At 63.1% G+C, this 18,349-nt stretch carries 18 protein-coding genes; 4 read left to right on the top strand and 14 right to left on the bottom strand.

The features are described 5' to 3' along the window. Positions 1-28 precede the first annotated feature (28 nt). The 11 genes from D3250_RS05590 to D3250_RS05540 form a co-directional block, all read right to left on the bottom strand. Positions 29-949 carry a Rossmann-like and DUF2520 domain-containing protein gene (locus tag D3250_RS05590; protein ID WP_119902409.1) on the bottom strand — a complete coding sequence of 307 codons (921 nt, stop codon included), beginning with the start codon at positions 947-949 and terminating at the stop codon, positions 29-31. 85 nt (positions 950-1,034) lie between these two features. Then, a complete protein-coding gene (locus tag D3250_RS05585; protein ID WP_119902408.1) occupies positions 1,035-2,729 on the bottom strand; it encodes a PH domain-containing protein in 1,695 nt (564 codons plus the stop codon). Beyond that, positions 2,729-3,241, bottom strand: coding sequence for a PH domain-containing protein (locus tag D3250_RS05580; protein WP_119902995.1), 513 nt, complete (start codon positions 3,239-3,241; stop codon positions 2,729-2,731). Before D3250_RS05580 ends, D3250_RS05585 begins: the two co-directional genes overlap by 1 nt. Further along, positions 3,231-3,779, bottom strand: coding sequence for a DUF3180 domain-containing protein (locus D3250_RS05575; RefSeq protein WP_119902407.1), 549 nt, complete (start codon positions 3,777-3,779; stop codon positions 3,231-3,233). The genes D3250_RS05580 and D3250_RS05575 overlap by 11 nt, the downstream gene beginning before the upstream one ends. Then, on the bottom strand, positions 3,776-4,879 hold the full coding sequence (folK, locus tag D3250_RS05570; RefSeq protein WP_119902406.1) for a 2-amino-4-hydroxy-6-hydroxymethyldihydropteridine diphosphokinase: 1,104 nt from the start codon (positions 4,877-4,879) through the stop codon (positions 3,776-3,778). The genes D3250_RS05575 and folK overlap by 4 nt, the downstream gene beginning before the upstream one ends. A gap of 76 nt (positions 4,880-4,955) precedes the next feature. After that, on the bottom strand, positions 4,956-5,795 hold the full coding sequence (gene folP, locus D3250_RS05565) for a dihydropteroate synthase (RefSeq protein WP_119902405.1): 840 nt from the start codon (positions 5,793-5,795) through the stop codon (positions 4,956-4,958). Positions 5,796-5,803: 8 nt separating this feature from the next. After that, positions 5,804-6,385: a GTP cyclohydrolase I FolE gene (folE, locus tag D3250_RS05560; RefSeq protein ID WP_225973173.1), complete on the bottom strand. Its 582-nt coding sequence runs from the start codon at positions 6,383-6,385 to the stop codon at positions 5,804-5,806. A gap of 113 nt (positions 6,386-6,498) precedes the next feature. Further along, positions 6,499-8,406 (bottom strand): ATP-dependent zinc metalloprotease FtsH, encoded by a 1,908-nt coding sequence (gene ftsH / locus D3250_RS05555; protein WP_119902404.1) that lies wholly within the window; start codon positions 8,404-8,406, stop codon positions 6,499-6,501. A 114-nt stretch (positions 8,407-8,520) separates the two neighbouring features. Then, on the bottom strand, positions 8,521-9,072 hold the full coding sequence (gene hpt, locus D3250_RS05550) for a hypoxanthine phosphoribosyltransferase (RefSeq protein ID WP_119902403.1): 552 nt from the start codon (positions 9,070-9,072) through the stop codon (positions 8,521-8,523). 54 nt (positions 9,073-9,126) lie between these two features. After that, positions 9,127-10,146, bottom strand: coding sequence for a tRNA lysidine(34) synthetase TilS (gene tilS, locus D3250_RS05545; RefSeq protein WP_119902402.1), 1,020 nt, complete (start codon positions 10,144-10,146; stop codon positions 9,127-9,129). Between the two features lie 10 nt (positions 10,147-10,156). Further along, entirely contained in the window at positions 10,157-11,296 is a 1,140-nt protein-coding gene (locus tag D3250_RS05540; protein WP_119902401.1) for a zinc-dependent metalloprotease, read from the bottom strand. A 65-nt stretch (positions 11,297-11,361) separates the two neighbouring features. On the opposite strand from D3250_RS05540, the gene D3250_RS05535 reads away from it, so the two are divergent. Then, complete coding sequence (locus D3250_RS05535) at positions 11,362-12,156, top strand: class I SAM-dependent methyltransferase (RefSeq protein ID WP_119902400.1); 795 nt, start codon at positions 11,362-11,364, stop codon at positions 12,154-12,156. Here D3250_RS05535 and D3250_RS05530 read toward each other — a convergent pair. Continuing rightward, the gene (locus tag D3250_RS05530) at positions 12,128-13,156 is read right to left on the bottom strand and encodes a DUF2332 domain-containing protein (RefSeq protein WP_225973172.1); all 1,029 of its coding nucleotides are present in this window, start codon (positions 13,154-13,156) and stop codon (positions 12,128-12,130) included. The two genes, D3250_RS05535 and D3250_RS05530, sit on opposite strands and share 29 nt — an antisense overlap. A 53-nt stretch (positions 13,157-13,209) precedes the next feature. Between D3250_RS05530 and D3250_RS05525 the strand changes: the two genes are divergently transcribed. Further along, positions 13,210-13,533 (top strand): hypothetical protein, encoded by a 324-nt coding sequence (locus tag D3250_RS05525; RefSeq protein WP_119902399.1) that lies wholly within the window; start codon positions 13,210-13,212, stop codon positions 13,531-13,533. Positions 13,534-13,596: 63 nt separating this feature from the next. Beyond that, positions 13,597-14,436, top strand: coding sequence for a hypothetical protein (locus tag D3250_RS05520; RefSeq protein WP_119902398.1), 840 nt, complete (start codon positions 13,597-13,599; stop codon positions 14,434-14,436). Between the two features lie 17 nt (positions 14,437-14,453). On the opposite strand, the gene D3250_RS05515 is transcribed toward D3250_RS05520, so the two are convergent. Next, positions 14,454-15,422, bottom strand: a complete 969-nt coding sequence (locus D3250_RS05515) for a 1,4-dihydroxy-2-naphthoate polyprenyltransferase (protein WP_119902397.1) — start codon at positions 15,420-15,422, stop codon at positions 14,454-14,456. Continuing rightward, positions 15,406-16,689, bottom strand: coding sequence for an AMP-binding protein (locus tag D3250_RS05510; protein WP_119902396.1), 1,284 nt, complete (start codon positions 16,687-16,689; stop codon positions 15,406-15,408). The genes D3250_RS05515 and D3250_RS05510 overlap by 17 nt, the downstream gene beginning before the upstream one ends. 433 nt (positions 16,690-17,122) lie before the next feature. Between D3250_RS05510 and D3250_RS05505 the strand changes: the two genes are divergently transcribed. Next, positions 17,123-18,283 (top strand): lipid II:glycine glycyltransferase FemX, encoded by a 1,161-nt coding sequence (locus tag D3250_RS05505; protein ID WP_158583081.1) that lies wholly within the window; start codon positions 17,123-17,125, stop codon positions 18,281-18,283. Positions 18,284-18,349 lie beyond the last annotated feature (66 nt).

Raw genomic sequence — 18,349 nt, 5'->3', positions numbered from 1 at the left:
AATTGGGTCGCACTCCAGGGTCTGCACGCTACTCCGCCAAGAGATCAAGGAGCTCAGCCGCCTGGTTCTCGGTGAGAGTGCCGAGCGCAAGCGCCCGTTGCACGGCTGACTGCGCCATCGCAATATAGGCACTTCGGACGTCGGCCGGGAGACCGGAGTCCGCTAACACTCGCAGATGCTGCCGAACCGTACCTGCGTCACCGCGGGCCACTGGGCCAGTCAGCGATCCCGCACCAGAAGCCAGCGCATTGTCCAGCGAGGCCTGCATCAGTGGCCCGAGCACGTGCGAGGGATCCGCAATCCCAATCCGTTCCAGCACTTCGGAGGACTGTGCAGTGAGGATGTTGAGGTGATTGGAGGCGTGGGCCAATGCCGCATGGTAGGCGCCGCGGTGCTGCTCCTCCACCACCACAGGCTCACCACCCATTTCCACGGCCAGTGCCTGGGCGACTGGCATTACCTCCGGATCAGCCGTGACCGCGAACGCACTGGCATTGAGCCGCTGCAGGTCCATGCTCATTCCGCTGAACGTCATTGCCGGGTGGATGGCCAGGCCAATGGCACCTGCATCCGTCGCCGGCTTCAACACGCCGGTGCCGTAGCGGCCAGAGGTGTGGACCACCAGCTGTCCCGGGTGAAAATGACCGGCCTCTGCCGCTCCAGCCACCAGCTTCCCCAGTACGTCGTCAGGCACTGCCAGAAGGACCAGCTCAGCCCGGCGCACGATCTCCGGGATCTCCAGAACGGGGACACCCGGGAGCAGGTTCTCCGCTCGGTCCTGGGAGCCCACCGATACAGCGTGCACCCCCACTACCTGATGCCCTGCGCTGCGCAGCGCCGCACCCAGAACTGAACCGACCTTCCCGCCGGAAATGACTCCCACGCCCAACCGTCCCTCCCTAGCCCATGGGGGCAGGTCAGCGGCATAGGGATCGATCGGCACGGTCATCTTCGTTCGTCCTTACGTGGTGTGGGCGCAGAGGGCCGGTGGTGACGCTGCTGGGATAGATCCGCCAGCTGGCACGCCTGCAAGTCTATGGGGCGGAGGAAACCACTGCGTCGTCGAGCTTTTCCACCGCTTCTGCGACATTCTTCTCGAACTCCGCCAACTCCTCGGGCAGCATCCACTGGTTCCGGTCGGTGAGCCGCCGTGCCACCGCCGCGTATGCGGTCTCCTGCGTAAACAGGTGCCGGATATGCTCAAGATCCTGGTTCTTCGCCAGAGCCGTGATCGGGCCGGCGGGAAGGTGAATGTGCAGGGTGGCGACGTTCCGCCATCGCGCCAAGGGGCCCTGCTGCAGGGCAGTGGACTGAATACGCTCGTGGGGGACCATAGTCAGGCGCCGCGTCATCCATCCGTCACGGATGAGCAGTGCGCTGGGGGTAGTGAAGAAGCCGCGACGCCTGCGCACCAAAGGGTCGAATAGCGCCGCTCGCGCAGGAACCTCCGTGAAGCCCCGATTCGCCCCAGACCCCTGAAGACCTGCCATAAAGACCTGTTCGGGGCGTTCCACCCGCAGATCGGGGAACATTTCCGCAGTCAGGCGCATCACATCACCAGCGGTGCCCACCGGCAGCAGCGTGGTGCGCGAGTCCAGCCCGTACCCGGCCACGGTGACGATCACTTTGTACCACCCGAAGGGTCGCCACAGCAGACCCTGTTGGATCTGGATTCCCTGCACCCGCCCCGGAGGGACTGTCTGGGTATTGGTGGTGGTCAGCCCGTACTTGAGCCGCAGACCTGCCTGCGTCATGGTGGCAGTGAAGTTCCACCCTCCGGTGAGCTGGCCCCAGAACCCGACCACTGCGCCAAGGAGGATGGGGATACCTACTGCAGGTTGGAGACCTACCTCCATCACCATCGACGCGTCCTGCTCCCCACTGAACCACACCAGGGCGGTTGTCAGGCCCAGGTACGTCACGTAAATGCCAGCCACGAACACCACGATGACGCCACCGGGACCGCAGATCATCGAGGCGATCAGTCTCCAGATTGGTACGCGGGTGATCTGACGGTCCGGGACCGCAGCCGGTATCGGACTATCGGCTGGACCCGGCAGCTCGGTCGACTCCGTCGCAGAAGGTCTCGGGATGTTGGAAATGGCCTCAGAATCGTCGCTATTCCCCACATTTAGCGACGCGGAGTTGCTCGGATCAGGAGGAGGGGTGCCTTCCGGAGTTATGCCTCGGGCCGGCAGTCGGCCAGCGGCGCGGTCCATGATCTCGGTCCGCAGCCGCTCAGCCTCGCGCTTGCGCAGGAACGCCAGGGTGGCTGCAGTGCCGTCACCCTCAGCGACCTCAAACCGCAATTCGGCAAGTCTTGCGATCCGAGCCAGAAGCGGCTGACGGAGATCCACCGCCTGCACTCGGTCGATGCGCGCCTGACGGTGCTGCCGCACGAATATCCCGGACTTCACCATCACATGCTCTTCGGTGATCTTGTACCGCGTGAACCACCAGGAGAGGGTGAAGCCAACGAATATCAGCAGCGCCAGGGCAAGGAAGAGGCCGCCGCCGATCAGGTACGGCAATGGGTTGGACTGGACGTTCTCCACCAGCTGCCCGGTTCGCCAGGCGGTCCAGAGGTTGGACCACATCTCCCAGTTGTATGCGAAGAACGCGGCGGGAATCGCCACAATGGTGACCCATCCGCGCACCAGCGGACTCAGCGGATGGACCTTCGTCCAGGTCTCGTCGAACCACGCTTCTTTGGCGGGCTCCTCGGCCATCAGAGGCCTGCCAGACGTGCTTGTCCCCGGGCGGCGAGCTCATCGCGCAATCGAGCTCCTTCCGACCGCACTGCTCCTGGGATGGTGGCATCAGTCGCGGCTGAGGCGGTCTTGAGCTGAACGGTGCAAAGACCGAGCTTGCGCATGATGGGGCCAGCCTCGATGTCCACGTACTGCAGACGTCCGTAGGGCACAGCCACCACCCGCTGCCACAGGAGCCCTCGGCGAATCAGGAGGTCATCTGCACGCTCGTGGTACCCGATGGCGCGCACTCTCCGCGGTACGAGAGCCAGGTCCACGGCAGCCCAGAGCCCCAGACCCCCGATCACCAGGACCTGCAGCCAGAGCGGGAAGTCGACCCAAATCCCCGTCCAGCTCAGCAGGAGCGGGACCCCGACGATAGCGAACGTGACCAACCATCCGCCGATGCCGGTGATGTACTTGACCGTAATGTACTTCTCATCCACACGTGTCCATTCGACCCCCGCGGGGTCGATGGCCTCAGAGTGCAGCATGCGGCTCCGTTCCATTGTCGTCGAATCGTGTCTCGCCCTGCCCGAGGCCACGATCCGGTGGGAGTTTGCATAGCGTCTCCACCACAAACCCCGTAATCACCCAGACCATTCCGCCGATCACCACCACCAGGGCGGAGGTGACGTTCGGAGTCCCGGCACCTGCTGCGGGCGCCAAGTCGATCAGCACCCCTGCGTGCCAGCCAGCGATCAGCGCTCCCGCATAGGCGCAGGCCTGGCCGGCTGCCACCACCCTGACTGCCTGCAGGGGATGAAGTCTGCGTGCTGGCCGAGACTGGTTCGTACGGCCCTTTCGACCTGACTCATCAGCGGCCTCTTCAAACCGACGTTGGTCGCGCCAGACAATCAGTCCCAAGATGAGGACAACTCCTCCGATCGCCCCAAGTGTGATCGCCGAGGATAGCGGAAGCACCGGAGAGGTAAACCCGGCGGCCGCCATCAGGACCGTCGCCAGGTACCCGGCCAAGGCCGCGCCGAGGGCGATCACAAGCAGCCACAGCGGTCGCAGCTGGGTCACGTCTCGAGCCTCACCACGTCATCGAAGTCCTCGGCTTCCTGGGCCAGCTCGCGGACCGGGCGCCCGCTGAGCAGAGCCACCGGGTCCATCCAGCTCCAAGGCAGCAGGACAAAGGCTCGTTCGGCAGCAGAGGGATGCGGGACCTGCAACCGGGGAGAATCGATGTTTGCCGAGGCAAAGGTCACGATGTCGACATCGAGGGTGCGGGGCCCGTGCCGTTCCTCCCGGACGCGATTGTGCTCGGCTTCGATCCGCTGCGCAAGGTCCAGCAGACCATGGGGAGACAGCCTGGTCTCGATCTCCACCACTTGGTTGAGGAAGTCGCGCTGTTGCTCCGGTCCACCCACCGGTTTGGTCCGGGCCAGCGGTGAGACTTTGACAACGACGACGTCTTCGGCCTCCTCAAGCGCCTGAACGGCTGAGGCCAGTGTGGCCGACGAGTCACCAAGGTTGGACCCCAGGGCCAGCACGCTTCGCACGGGGAATGCCGCCGGGAGATCAGGGTCGCGGAAATGGCCTGTGGCGGAGGCGTCCTCGTGACCCAGCTCAGCCAGAGACGTGCGGTCGTAGTGGCCCAACCGTGCGGTAGGGGTGGTGACGGTGACACCTTCCTCGGCAGTCAGGGGAGATTCTGCGGTGGAGGCTGAGCCGCCCTGGTCCTCCACCAGCTCTCCCTCATACACACCCGACACGGCCGGCCGGGGTCGGTCCAATGCGGGACTGTCAGGAACCTCAGAACGAGTGCGGTGGACTGTGACAGAGACGTCGTCGAAAGTCTGGGTCAGGGGGGCGCGCGGTTTGTGGACAGTGACTGCGGCAGCTTCGATGCGCTTGTCCGATCGGATGATGGCTGCGGTCAGCGTTTCCGCAAGCGTCTCGATGAGTGCGAATTTCTCAGTCGAGACGATGCCCTCAATCAGGTCCGCGACTGCCGCGTAGGAGACGGTGTCACGAAGGTCGTCACTGCGGCCCGCTGGGCTGAGATCCAAGCGAAGTTCGGCGTCTATGACAAGTGGCTGCTCCGTGAGCTGCTCCCGGTCGAGCACACCGATGATTGCACTCAGCTGCAGGCCGTTCAGCCGGATCAGGTCGTAGCCCATGTTCCAAGGCTACGCCACGGGTCTGCCAGGATTGAAGCGTGCAGCTCTGAACCGGACTGTGGGTGCCGGGGCGGTCCTAACTGAGTGCCGTGAGCACTGCGAACGCATCTGATGTGGGGCGCGGGTCGTGAACCCGGACGGCCCAGCACCCGGCGTTCGCTGCATGGAGGTTCAGGGCGGCGGTTGCAGCTTCGCGCTCAGCTGCGCGGCGAGGAGTGCCCTCGGGATCTGCCAGGAGCTCCCCCAGGAAGCCCTTGCGCGAAACCCCCAGGAGTACACGGTGACCCAGTTCGGTGAACTTCGACAGGTGCCGCAGCACTTCCCAATTCTGCTGATGTGTCTTGGCAAACCCGATGCCGGGATCCAGCACAATCTGCTCGGCGGGGACCCCCGCGTCAAGGTACGGCTGGCGGATCGCTTTCAGTTCAGCTATCACTTCACCGACCACGTCACGGTACTTGGCACGCGTTTGCATGGTCCGGGCGTCTCCCCTGTTGTGCGTCAGGATGACCTCGCACCCGAAGTCAGCGACCGTGCGCGGCATCGCATCCGCTGTGAGGAGGCCGGAGACATCGTTGACGATCAGATCCGGTGCCCCATCCCCTGCGAGGTCCAGGACTGCCGCTGCTGTGTCGGGGTGCCGGGTGTCCACTGACAATGTTGTTGGGAGGCTGAGCAGAGCTTCCACTACTGGGAGGATTCGCTGCTGCTCCAGCTCTGTGGGCACAGGGTCAGCACCCGGTCGGGTCGATTCCCCGCCGATGTCGATCATGTCAGCTCCCCGAGCCAGCAGCTGCTGGGCTTCGGTCAATGCGGCCTCAACTGCCACGGGCCCATCCTGAGCTTCAGAGAGGAAGCGTCCACCGTCGGAGAAGCTGTCCGGGGTCACATTCAGGATGCCCATGATGCGCGTCATGTGGACACTCAGTTCCGCAGAATGAGGCTCATCGCCTCAGCACGGGTCGCAGCGTTGCGCAGCGCGCCTCGTACTGCCGAGGTGACGGTCTTCGCACCGGGTTTCGACACTCCGCGCATGGACATGCAGAGATGCTCGGACTCGATCACCACAATCACGCCCTCCGGCTGCAGATGCTCCATCAGCGCATCAGCGATCTGGGTGGTGAGCTGCTCCTGCACCTGGGGGCGCTTGGCAAAGATGTCCACCAGTCTGGCAAGCTTCGACAATCCGGTGACTTTCCCCTCCTCGGCGGGAATGTAACCCACATGAGCTTTGCCGTAGAAGGGCACCAGGTGGTGCTCACACATTGAGTAGAAAGCAACGTCCCTAACCAGCACAAGCTCCTGATGGCCGATATCGAAGGTGGTGCCCAACAGGTCGGCCGGTTCCTCGTGGAGGCCCTTGAAGGCCTCAGCGTAGGCCCGAGCCACTCGCGCGGGCGTCTGTTTCAGGCCCTCGCGCTCGGGGTTCTCTCCGATCGCCAGCAGGATCTCGCGGACTGCTGCCTCGATGCGTGGCAGGTCGACGACGTCGCTCACCTCATCCACCACGCCCTCCCTCCGGCAACTGGTGCGCTGAATGGCCGAAAATGCCGCTGACACGGAGCATTCTCCGGACTTGGAGCGGAACAATCGGCCACTGAAGATCGGAAACCGGCAGCTCAGCCATTCTCACCTTCAATCACCAGGGGGCGGTCCGGGCTGGACTCCCAGACCTTGCGGATTGGTCGCTTGGTCACGTCGGTGAAGATCTCGGCGACCTCCTTGGCGTTGAGGGTCTCCACCCGCAGCAGCTCTTCGGCTAACACATCCAGGATGTGCCTGTTCTCCGTCAAAGCCCAGTAGGCCTCGTCGTGGGCTTCGTCGATGATGCTGCGGACTTCAGAGTCGATGATGGCGGCGAGGTCCTCTGAGTACTCCTTGCCGGTGGTCATCTCCTTGCCCAAGAAGGGACTGGAGTCGCCGGAGCCGAGCTTCACTGAGCCCACCCGCGCGCTCATACCGAACTCAGTAACCATGCGACGTGCGGTGTCGGTAGCCTTCTGAATGTCGTTCGCAGCGCCGGTGGATGGGTCCCTGAAGACAATCTCCTCAGCTACGCGGCCGCCCATGGCGTAGGAAATCTGGTCCAACAGCTCGTTTCGTGTGGTGGAGTACTTGTCATCTTCGGGTATGACCATGGTGTAACCCAGCGCACGCCCCCGGGGCAGGATGGTGATCTTCGTGACCGGCGCAGAGTAGTTCAGTGCTGCTGCGACCAGTGCATGACCGCCTTCGTGATAGGCGGTAACCCGACGCTCGTGGTGCTTCATCAGTCGGGTGCGCTTCTGCGGGCCGGCCATGACCCGGTCGATAGCCTCGTCGATGGCACGATCGTCAATCAGGTCGGCGTTGGAGCGGGCAGTCAGCAGCGCGGCCTCGTTGAGCACGTTGGCCAGGTCAGCACCGGTGAAGCCGGGGGTCTTCCGGGCCACCTGCTTCAGGTCCAGGTCAGGCACCATAGGCTTGCCTTTGGAGTGGACGTGCAGGATCTGCTGACGACCGTTGAAGTCTGGGGCCTCCACGGGGATCTGCCGGTCGAAACGGCCTGGACGAAGCAGTGCCGGGTCCAGCACATCGGGTCGGTTGGTGGCAGCGATGACTATGATGTTCGCGTTGGCGTCGAAGCCGTCCATCTCCACCAGGAGCTGATTCAGCGTCTGCTCACGCTCATCATTGCCGCCGCCCACACCGGCACCTCGCTGGCGGCCCACGGCGTCAATCTCGTCGACGAAGATGATGGCCGGGGAGTTCTCTTTGGCCTGCTTGAAAAGGTCGCGCACTCGTGAGGCACCCACGCCCACGAACATCTCGACGAAGTCGGATCCGGAGATGGAGTAGAAACTGCCGCCGGCCTCACCGGCAACTGCTTTTGCCAGCAGGGTCTTGCCGGTTCCGGGCGGACCGTAGAGCAGAACTCCCTTGGGAATCTTGGCGCCCAGGCGCTGGAACTTCTCGGGTTCCGAGAGGAACTCCTTGATTTCGTGAAGCTCCTCGACGGCCTCCTCAGCTCCGGCGACGTCTTGAAAGTTGACCTGCGGCATGTCCTTGTCGAACATCTTGGCCTTGGACTTGCCGAACTGCATGACCCGCGACCCGCCGCCGGACATTCGCAGGATCAGCCAGATGAAGATCGCGGCGATGATCAGGAATGGGATCATGAACCCGAGCATCGACAGCAGCCAGTTCGACTGTTCGGGCTCGTCAGTGTACCCATCCAGGTCCGCCCCGGCGATAGACTCGGCGACTGTTTCCGCCCGCGCCTGGGAGAAGTGGAAGTGCACGGCGTCTTCGTACTCAGTGCCGTCCAGTTCGAAAGAGTCGGCCAATGTGAGATCAACCCGGGAGTCGCCGTCGTCGATCCGGGCCTCGGTAACGTCGCCGTCCTCGATCAGCTCCATGCCCACGTTGGTGTCTACCCGCTGGCCAGCACCGGATGAGCTGAACAGTGCGGGCACCGCCACAAGCAGGATCAGCACTGCCAGGAGAATCCAGAACAGCGGCCCGGTAAAGATCTTCTTGAAGTTCATTGAGCTCCGTCGCGCGCGTGCGAACACAGGGTAAGGGTCAGTTTTACACGGTACTAGAGCAGAACGACGCCAGCTAAGCCGGAGTGCCCGAAGTTCGCCTCAGGCGGAGGGTCCTTACTCGTAGACGTGCGGAGCGAGGATGCCGATGCAGTCGAGGTTGCGGTACTTCTCAGCGAAGTCGAGACCGTAGCCGACCACAAACTTGTTCGGGATGTCATACCCGACGTACTTCACGTCGATCGACACTTTGGCGGCCTCCGGCTTGCGCAGCAGCGTACAGATCTCCACTGAAGCTGGTCCGCGGGACTCCAGGTTGGCCTTGAGCCAGCTCAGAGTCAGTCCGGAATCGATAATGTCTTCCACGATCAGCACATGGCGGTTCATCAGGTCCGCATCGAGATCCTTGAGGATACGCACAACGCCGGAAGACTTAGTGCCGGATCCATAGGAGGAGACGGCCATCCAGTCCATGGTGATGTGCGAGGTCAGCGCGCGGGACAGATCCGCCATGACCATCACCGCGCCTTTGAGCACGCCCACGATGAGCACGTCTTTGTCGGCGTAGTCACGATCGATGTCGGCAGCAAGCTCGTCGACACGAGCCTGGATCTGATCGGCGGTGTAGAGAACTTCTTCGAGGTCGTCGTAGACGTCCTGGGAATCCATCGGCTCCGCAGTACTCCTTGGTCTCAGCCGCGCCCACCATTCGGCGGACGGTTCTCACCCTGATGGCGGAACGATCACCAGTTTTCCATAGTCCGGCGTCTGCCGCGCACCGCGGTGGATACGAATGTGTCCTTCCATCTCCACTGGACCTGTGGAGCGGCTTCCGGTCACCAGTTTCTCCGCAGCGGAGAGCCGCTCAAAGCTGGGGTTTGCTCCCCCGGCGGCAGCTACGGCGAGTGCGATGACGCGGCGACGTATGGCAGGCGGCTCCGCCCGCAGGGCCTTCAGCTTCAGCCGCAGTGCACCGTTTGGGTCGGGGTCTTCCAACAGGACCGGGAATATGTCCTTTGCCTGGGACTCCATGTAGTCGGCGTCGTCGGCTGCAATTTTCGCAGTGCGGGCCAATGATTCACGGAGGGAGCCTGAGAGCTCCCGCTCCAGATAGGGAAGTATTTCGGTGCGGATCTTAGAGCGCAGGAATCTGGGGTCCGCATTGGCCGGATCGTTCCACCACTGCAGCTGATAGTGCTCACAGATGGCCTCCGTGTCCGATCTGCTGAGGTTCAGCAGCGGTCGGCGGAAGGGGCCGCGGGCCGAGGGGATACCGGCCAGGGAACGGGTTCCGGAACCACGAGCCAGGCCAAGCAGGACCTGTTCCACCTGGTCGTCCTTAGTGTGCGCCAGCAGGATCCTGGAGGCACCGAGCTCCACCATCGCTTTGCGAAATGCCTGATAACGTCCGGTCCGCGCCGCCGCCTCGGGGCCCAGCGGGGATTCTGGATCCACATGCGCCGAATAGATCCTGACCGGCTCCAATCCAAGTTTCTTGAGTTGGCTCACCGTCCGACCGGCGACTTCCACAGAGTCGGGATGGAGGTCGTGGTCGACCACAACGCCGCCGACTTGTGCAGCCGCCGAGGGGCCGGTGGCGCGGTGGTGGTGCCAGGCGGCTGCGGTGGCCAGTGCCAAAGAGTCGGCTCCGCCGGAGCACGCCACGAGGTTGAGCCCGTGTGGATCGAGCATCTCGCCGACGGCTCTGCGAGCTGCGTGCCACGCTGATGGGGCCCCTGACATCTGCGGTGACCTACCCCTTGGGGGTGTAGCCCATTCTCTCGATCCAGGTGTCGGGGTTGTGCAGCTCCTCCTCGGAAGGCAGGTGCTCCGGGGAGTCCCAGATGGTGTTGAAGCGCTCCATACCGATGGTCTCGACGATATGTCCCACGAACTTCTGGCCGTCCCGATACTGGGCAGCCTTCACATCCAGCTGCAGCAGCTTGCGAACGATCTTCTCCAACGGAGAGCGGTTCTTGCCACGTTGTTCGAAACGGCGTCGAATTGTCTTGACTGTCGGAACGATCGAATCATCCACTGCATCCATGACCACGTTGGCGTGACCCTCCAGAAGGCTCATCACAGCGGTGAGATGGGACATGATTTCCCGGTCTTCGGGAGTCTGGAGAACCTCAAGCAGCCGATTCCGGGCAGGGACCCCGGCAGCGGCGTCGTGCTGATCGCTGACTTTCTGCTGGCCCATCTCTTGCCGCAGGCTCTTGACTGCCTCCACGATGCGCTGCGGAAGGCCGTCAGCCCGGCCCAGGGTGGAGCTCGACAACGTGCTGATCGAAGACATCAGGTGATCCCGCAACCAGGGTGCGGCTGCGAACTGCACCCGGTGGGTCTGCTCGTGCAGGCAGACCCAGAGCCGAAAATCGCTGCGGTCCACATTGAGCTGCTTCGCGATCTCTACGATATTGGGGGCGACGAGCATCAGCCGGCCCCCGGGGGCATGTTCCGAGGAGTGGAAGGGGTCGAACTGTCCGAGCACATTGGCGGAGAGGAAGGCCAGAATCCCACCCAGCTCGGCGCCTGCAGCGGCGGAGCCGAACACCTGCGCGCTGGATCCTTCGGACACCAGCTGCGGCTTCTTCTCCGCGACGGCATCCAAGGCGGGCCTGAGAAGCTTGCGGAAACTCTCTGTGTTGGCCGCGGACCAGCCAGGTCGATCCACCACCAGGACATCCCTCTGATCCTCACCCAGTCCCTCGGCAGCGCTCAATCCGGTGATCGTATGGACATACCCGACAGCTTCGGCCGCGGCCTGCCGCACGTCAGCGACTTCCCGGGCTGCTGCGGCGGGACTGAGCGACGGCCCCGGCGGAACCAGACGTGATGCAGTGGATCGCGCCACGTCCCAGTTGATGATCAGATCCGCCGGTGAAGTCATTGGTCCATCACACCATAGGAGCCTGGCCGTCACCTACCCATGGTCGCCCACGGTAGGTTAACGCCATGTCCGAGGATCCCATGCCGCACGCCCTGCCCCATCCGTGGACAGAGGATGCGGAGTTCGTGAAGCTCTACGACGTGGAGAATCAGGGGCTGTGGGACTTCGACTTCTACCGAAATCTGATACTGGAGCAGGGTGCCCGTCGGGTGCTGGATATCGGATGCGGAACCGGAGTGCTCGCCGTGAGTCTGGCGCGCGATGGGCTCCATGTCACGGGTGTCGATCCGGCTGGCGCCATGATCCGCACCGCGCTCCGCCGGGCGCGGGAATCGTCGGTGGAGCGCCGTGTGGAGCTCATCCACGGGACCGCCTCCCAGGTGACGCCCGCTGTATTCGACGCTGCCGTCATGATGGGGCATGTTGCGCAGTACTTCCTCTTCCGGGTGGATTGGGACCGGGCTCTGACGGAGACCTTCCGCGCCCTGAAGCCCGGAGGTTTCCTGACATTTGAGTCACGCAACCCGCATGGACTCGATCATGACTCCTGGGACAAGGAGTCGACCGAGGAAACCCAGGACCACCCGGAGGGCGGCCAGTTCACCTCATGGCTAGAGGTGGTGGAGATAGCGCACGACGACGCCGACGGCCCACTGATCACTGCCCGCGGCCACAACATTTTTCCCGACGGCAGGCACCTCACAGCCGATGAGCCCTTGCGCTACCGGCCTCTTGCGGTGTTGCGGGAGTCCCTTCACCGGGCTGGCTTCAGTGTGGAACAGACGTGGGGAGACTGGGACCGGTCCCCGTGGGAGACTGACTCCCCGGAGATCATTGTGCTGGCTCGGAAGCCTTCCTGAGACTCTCCAGGTACTGACCGTGGGGGCCGCTGCGGGCCAAGGGCCGGCCATCCAGGGCAAGGATGAATCCTGAGCCTACGGCGTCCTCCTCAGGAAGCTGCTCGGCGATCTCAGGGAGAACCCCTGGTCCTTCATTGCTGACCCAGCGCACACCGGTTCCGCGCAGTTGGTGCACAAACGTCTCCCGTTCCTGGGGTGACAGGTAGGCCAGCACCGCCGAGTGAAACACCACTGGGGTGGCACAGTCCGGCACTTGGGCCAACACCTCAGGAAGCTTCTCATTGAGGTCACCTGTGCTCAACACCGGCGGACATGCCGCCACCAACTGGGCGCCGGCTCTGATGCGCTCCACCCGGTACTCCATTCCGGGCCAGACCAGGGCTTCCAGCCACTGTCGGTTCAGTCCTATGGTGAGGTCCAGCGGATTGAGGTCGATCCCCGCCCTCCACGCCACCTCTGGGAGGCGGTCAGGGGGCTGCAGACCGTGCAGTTCACAGCTCAGCTCCACAGTTGAGGTGAGGCTCCCCGACGGGCTGAGCAGGGTGGTATCGGCATCTGAGGTGTACCGAGTCGGCCAGGCATCGGGATACAAGCACAGCCCTGCGGAGCAGCCAACCTCAATTAGCGCCAGAGGCTCTCCGGTCTCAGCCGCGATTCGCGCGAACGCCAGATTCAATACGGCGATCCTGCCCGCCTCATTGGTCTGAGTGCGGCGCTGCCGCATGGTTGCGCGCACAGCCCCCCATCGAGCCTGGAGCACCTGACGCGCCTGACTCCACGGCACCAGCGGCACACCATGGACCCTGGCAGCAGCGAAGAGCAGATTCGGCTGACGCTTCTGCGCTTCAAGCTCCAGAAGCAGCTCAAGTATGGCGGGATCATCCGCGACCGCTTTCGCCCATTCGGCGTAGAGCGGCGACACCGGCGCCGCTTCCACGTCGGCGAAGTGGCGGTAAAACCGTTGCATCTGTCCGATGCCCTCGGTCTCAATCTCCTGCATGGCAGTCAGCATACGGAGGGTCTCGCCAAAGGTTGAGTTGCTAATCTGGTGGTATGCCATGGTTTGCGTGGATCGTCATCGTTGCCATCCTGATTTTCGGACTCACCCAGGTGGTCAGTATGGCCACTGGACGTCCCCTGACTACCGGTTCGGACAGCGAAGAAGTGAAGAAACTCAGGAAACGCATAGAAGAGCTCGAGGCTTCACAGGCATCTCAGGAGATCGAGGACCGTATCCCCTCCAAGTCCGAGGTGAATCTCGCCGCTGACGATCGGTGGAGGATAGAGATGCTTGAAGCCCGCCTCGAAGAGGTGGAGAAAAACCGAAAAAACAAAGAAGATGGAGAGGATCCGGAGACGGACAACACCTTAACCTGAACCTCCCTCGCCCTATTGATTTGCGAGTGCAAATCTGAAAGACTTTGGGTTATGCGATGCGCAATGTCGTACCGTGCACTCTTGCTCGCTACACTTGCGCTCGCCAGCTGCGGCGATCCAGTTGCATCAGATGATAACGACCCGCCCTCACCAACTGCGGCCCCCGAAACCAGCGCCCTCCCTCCCACCGCCGAAGACACCGAAACCGGTGCAGACTCACCTGCGTCGGACGAGCCGACGGAAGAGGAGGGTGAGCCGCCTGATGAGGAGGATCCAGAAGCGGCGGAGGAGGAACTGAGCATTCCGCAGGAATGGATCACTCTTACCAGCGAGGCGTGGCCGGAATCGCAGGGTTTCGGCCAACACGCTCCGGTCCAAGAGTTCACCGATGAGTGTCTCCTCTTCGCCCAGGAACCTGAGTTCTTCGGTGAGGTCACCCAATTCAGGTTCTCCGGCTTCGGCTCGTACGGCCGCCCCACCACGACCTACGGAAACGAGCCCGCAACCGAGGACAGCTACCGGTACCTGTGCAGTCTCGGGCGCGCCGAAGATCAACGAGCAGCGGAAAGGCCGGTCTGGGCCCCCGAGGCGCAACTCATGGTCACCGAATCCGTGGAGCACGCTGAAGAGACCGTGGCCGCTTTCTTAGAGCAGACAGATCTTCCGGAACAGGTTCAGGAGGTCCAGACGATCCAGGTCCACGGAACGGAAATCCATACGGTAGAAAGAGAGTTTCCCAACAACCCCGGGAACGGCGGGGAACTGGGAGCAATTTATTACGACGAGGACGCTGGGGCCATCCTCAAGCTGCGGATGCACTCCATGGACGAGGAGCTGCGCGCCGAGCACGGAAGACAGGGGATTGCCGAGGACTTGGTCCGTCTGCTCCTGGAGAGTCGATGAGCCTGATGCCGGGGCCGTTAGACACTGAGCAGCAGCGCAGCCGAATAGGCGACAGCGAAGGCCAAGCCTAGACTTCCTGTCTGTTGGAGCACCGGGATGAGCGTGACGCCCTTTGGCCTGGGGCTGCGCCACGGCCACATGGTGATCAGCGGTGGCAGCGCCACGGGCCAGGCCAGGACGACCAACCAGAACCATGCGCTCTCACCAACGAGGGTGAGGGGCAGGGCCACGGCTAAGGCAACCATCAGGCAGTAGGCCAACCGCGCGCCAGTTTGACCGAAGCGCACCGCCAGCGTGTTCTTTCCGACCTCAGCGTCGGTAGGGATGTCCCGGACATTGTTGGCCATCAGCAGAGCTGAGGCGATCAGCCCGTGGGATACCGCGCCGATACTCGCAGTCACCGCAGGAAACTCCACGACGAAGCCGTGGACTCGCCCCACCTCCGTGATGGCGAAGGCCGTGCCGAGAGTGGCGACCAGGCCGAAGAAGACAAACACCATGACTTCGCCCAGCCCGCGGTAGCCATACGGCCTCGCTCCGCCCGTGTACCACCACGCGGCGACCACGCAGAGCACTCCTACGACCAGAATCCACCAGGCTTGGGTCAGCAGCACTATTCCCAGGCCGGCTAGGCACGCGACCCCGAAGCTTCCAAAGGCTGCGTACTTCACCTGCTTTGGTGCTGCCGCCCCGGAGGCGGTCAGTCGCTGGGGGCCTACCCGCACGTCATCGGTCCCGCGCACCCCGTCTGAGTAGTCGTTAGCGTAGTTCACCCCTACCTGCAGCGCGAGAGCCACCACCAGCGCAAGCAGCGCGACCACTGGGAGCTGCGCGTTGACGTTGGGCTGCAACCGGTCCACGGTAGCGAAGTCCAACGGCCCTAAGAACTGCGGCCAGGCTGCGGCGGCACCGATGAGCACCGGGCAGATTGCCATGGGGAGCGTACGGGGTCGGGCTCCGGTCACCCATTCACGGGTTTTGGCCATGGGCGGCACCTCTCTCCAGCATCTCGATCAGCGCCTGGCGGTCGGGCTTACCGTTGGGCAGTAGCGGCAGTCCGCCCAGCAACTCGTAGTGCTTGGGCACAGCGGCGGGGCTCAACCGGTCACTGATCAACTGATCGAGCTCTTCGAAGACATTGCCGCCGCGGGAGGCGGTGGAGAAAACCACAGCGGCAACTACCTTCTGTCCCCACTCGGCATCGTCGACCCCGGCTACGAAGGCTTCTCTGACACTGGGGTGAGACTCCAAAGCACGACGAATCTCCTCGGCGGAGACCTTAACGCCTCCGGTGATGAGTACCGAGTCTGCTCGGCCGGTGACGGTCAGTCGCGGCACGATCTGGGCGGAGTGTCCAGCGCCGCTGACTTGGGCGATAGTGTCCACTTCGGTGGCGCGCTGGGTGCTGAGCTCACCTAGGTCATCAGTGCGGAACCGCCGCTGCCGGCCCTGGTGGTCGTCGGCTTCTTCGAGCCGGAGCGGGGTGCTTTGAGGCGATCGGGCGTCGGGCGCCCACTCGAACTTCTCAGCGGTAAGCTCGGGGTCCTCATGGTAGCCCAGGGCCACCATGGGCCCGGACAGGAGTACCCGCCCGTGGGTGCCCAACTCCACAGTCACCCCGGGCAGCGGGTACCCGTCATAGACGCAGCCGCCGCAGGTCTCTGCCATACCGTAGGTACGGATCACGTTGAGGTCCAACCCACGGGCGTGGTCGAACAACTCAGCATTTGTGGGGGCTCCACCAAGGAGAATCGCATCGAAGCGGCGCAGCGCCGCAAGCAGCCGTTGGCTGGGGCGGGTGAGCAGTCTCTGGAGCTGGGTGGGGACCAAGGAGACGAAGCGCCGGTCTGCGGTGAGCTGCTCAGCTGCCTTACTGAATCGGTCCGGGTCTGTGGTCTGCTCCAACAGACTCACCGGCTCAGTGCCGCCCACGAGACTCCGCGACAGAACTGCGAGGCCGGCCACATAGCTGGGCTGGAGGGCCAACAACCACTGGCCGTGCCCGCCCAGGGCCTGGGCTGTCATTTCGGCGGATGCCTCTAGCGCCTCCCAGGAGAGCAGGGTCTGTTTCGGGGTTCCGGTAGAGCCGGAGGTGCGCACGACTACGCCGGCACCGGTGCCGAGCGCATCGGCGCGTTCGGTCCACTTCGGGGCGGCACCAGATTCCACAGACAGGAACTCCAATGGAGGGCAATCCGCAGCTCGAGTGACCTCAAGTGCCTTCAGCGCATTCTGCAACCAGTAATCATTCATGGGGTGACGACGACGCCGACTTCAGTAGTAGGGAGACTGTTGAATCGACACTATGCGATGTTGGCGTGGTTGGTGGTCCGCGACTCTGCTTTCGGGCGATCGACCGCGCAACTTCGTCGACACTCCGGCTGTCATTGCTGCTACACAGACCCTCCGACGGCGGGCAGGGGGTCGCCGCCGCCGGAGGGCGTCTGTGGTAAGCAAGCCGTGTGGCGTGCCTGGTGAATCTGATGTCTGCCACCTCTTCAGCAGCACCTCACCTATGTAGCTGTGCGTTAAGAGTTGTTCACGGTGGGTATCGGCGTCAATACGTTTGCAGTCAGTCTTCGGCATCACGATGGGATTCTGCGCGCCCAGGCGGACTCCCGCAATCTCGGCGCTAGTGCCCGCAAGGTCCCGGTTCGCAGGCTCGAAACGGGGTTACTCTGAGCATGTGTACATCATTAGGGAGATCTCGAGGGACGAATACTGGCGCTTTCTTCGCACGTATCCAGACGCCAGCTACCAGCAAACCCCTGAATGGGGTGATGCGCGCAGTGCAGAATGGGAACCGCGCCTTATTGGTTGGTTCGATTCCGTTTCACAGCTTTGCGCCGCCGCCGTGCTCCGCTACCGGCAGCTGCCCGGATTGAGCCGGTGGTTCGTCTTTATTCCTCAGGGCCCCCTCCTTGACTGGACGGGCCCGCATCTGTCCGAGCAATTGGAGGCCCTGAGGACTTACCTGAGTTCGCGCGGGGTCTTCGGAGTGCGGATCACTCCGATGGTTAGTCTGCGAAAGTGGGATGCGGCGACTGTCAAGGCAGGGTTGGCGGACCCTGATATCACCCGCATCTCCGCTATGGAAGCCACCGAAGTTAACCTGAGTGGCATCAGCCTGGTCAGCACACTGGGCGCTGCCGGGTGGCGCGAGGCGCCCGCTGAGAAGCGCACCAGTGCTACCTATCCGCGCTTCAATTATTGGTTGGACCTCGCCGGACGAAGTGAACAGGAGGTGCTGGATGGGACGTCAAAATCCTGGCGGCACAACGTGCGTAAGGCCGAGCGGGGCGGGATTGCAGTCACGTCCGGTTCGCGTGATGATCTTGAAGATGTTCACCGGCTTTACAGCGAGACCGCACGCCGGCAGAAGTTCCCAGCCCACCCGCGCGCCCATTTCGAGGCGATGTGGGAGTCGCTCGGCAACGGTTTTCCGGGGTACTTCAACCTGAAAGTAGCTCACTTTCAGGGCTCGGCAGTGGCGGCCAGTGCTACGGCCCAGGTCGGGAGCCTAGTCCAGAGTCTTTTCGCGGCGACGAGTACGGAGCGTACTGGCATCAGACCCTCAAACGCAGTGTGGTGGGCCCTCATCCGACAGGCGATCGCTGATGGCGCCGAACTCTTCGACCTCGGTGGAGTCGCTGACACGCTCGAAGAACATGATCCAACCGTGGGACTTGTGAGATTCAAAGCCGGTATGGGAGCCGACGTTCATGAGTACATGGGTGCATGGGATCTTCCGCTGCAACCCCAGCTGTATGCTGCCTTTACCCGGCTGCTACCTCTAGCGCAGGTGCGTAAGAGAGCAGCTTGGGCTCCGAAGATACGACGCCGGTGAACGGGGATATGACTCGTTCGTAACCTCGCTGACCGTCCGTCTTGCGGACTGTCAAACGAGGCGAGC

Origin of the sequence: Nesterenkonia natronophila (genome assembly GCF_003595215.1) — a bacterium.
In the GTDB taxonomy this organism is placed as follows: Bacteria; Actinomycetota; Actinomycetes; order Actinomycetales; family Micrococcaceae; genus Nesterenkonia; species Nesterenkonia natronophila.
Note: the sequence above shows the minus strand (reverse complement) of the source record. Positions and strands in the feature narration are given on the sequence as shown.

Excerpts from the sequence above, each read along its gene's own strand:
- ftsH (WP_119902404.1), bottom strand. The coding sequence starts at position 8,406 with ATGAACTTCAAGAAGATCTTTACCGGGCCGCTGTTCTGGATTCTCCTG.
- D3250_RS05540 (WP_119902401.1), bottom strand. The coding sequence starts at position 11,296 with ATGACTTCACCGGCGGATCTGATCATCAACTGGGACGTGGCGCGATCC.
- D3250_RS05535 (WP_119902400.1), top strand. The coding sequence starts at position 11,362 with ATGTCCGAGGATCCCATGCCGCACGCCCTGCCCCATCCGTGGACAGAG.
- folK (WP_119902406.1), bottom strand. The coding sequence starts at position 4,879 with ATGGGCTACGACCTGATCCGGCTGAACGGCCTGCAGCTGAGTGCAATC.
- D3250_RS05530 (WP_225973172.1), bottom strand. The coding sequence starts at position 13,156 with ATGCAGGAGATTGAGACCGAGGGCATCGGACAGATGCAACGGTTTTAC.
- D3250_RS05585 (WP_119902408.1), bottom strand. The coding sequence starts at position 2,729 with ATGGCCGAGGAGCCCGCCAAAGAAGCGTGGTTCGACGAGACCTGGACG.
- tilS (WP_119902402.1), bottom strand. The coding sequence starts at position 10,146 with ATGTCAGGGGCCCCATCAGCGTGGCACGCAGCTCGCAGAGCCGTCGGC.
- hpt (WP_119902403.1), bottom strand. The coding sequence starts at position 9,072 with ATGGATTCCCAGGACGTCTACGACGACCTCGAAGAAGTTCTCTACACC.
- folP (WP_119902405.1), bottom strand. The coding sequence starts at position 5,795 with ATGACGCGCATCATGGGCATCCTGAATGTGACCCCGGACAGCTTCTCC.
- D3250_RS05515 (WP_119902397.1), bottom strand. The coding sequence starts at position 15,422 with ATGGCCAAAACCCGTGAATGGGTGACCGGAGCCCGACCCCGTACGCTC.
- D3250_RS05525 (WP_119902399.1), top strand. The coding sequence starts at position 13,210 with ATGCCATGGTTTGCGTGGATCGTCATCGTTGCCATCCTGATTTTCGGA.
- D3250_RS05510 (WP_119902396.1), bottom strand. The coding sequence starts at position 16,689 with ATGAATGATTACTGGTTGCAGAATGCGCTGAAGGCACTTGAGGTCACT.
- D3250_RS05590 (WP_119902409.1), bottom strand. The coding sequence starts at position 949 with ATGACCGTGCCGATCGATCCCTATGCCGCTGACCTGCCCCCATGGGCT.
- D3250_RS05520 (WP_119902398.1), top strand. The coding sequence starts at position 13,597 with ATGTCGTACCGTGCACTCTTGCTCGCTACACTTGCGCTCGCCAGCTGC.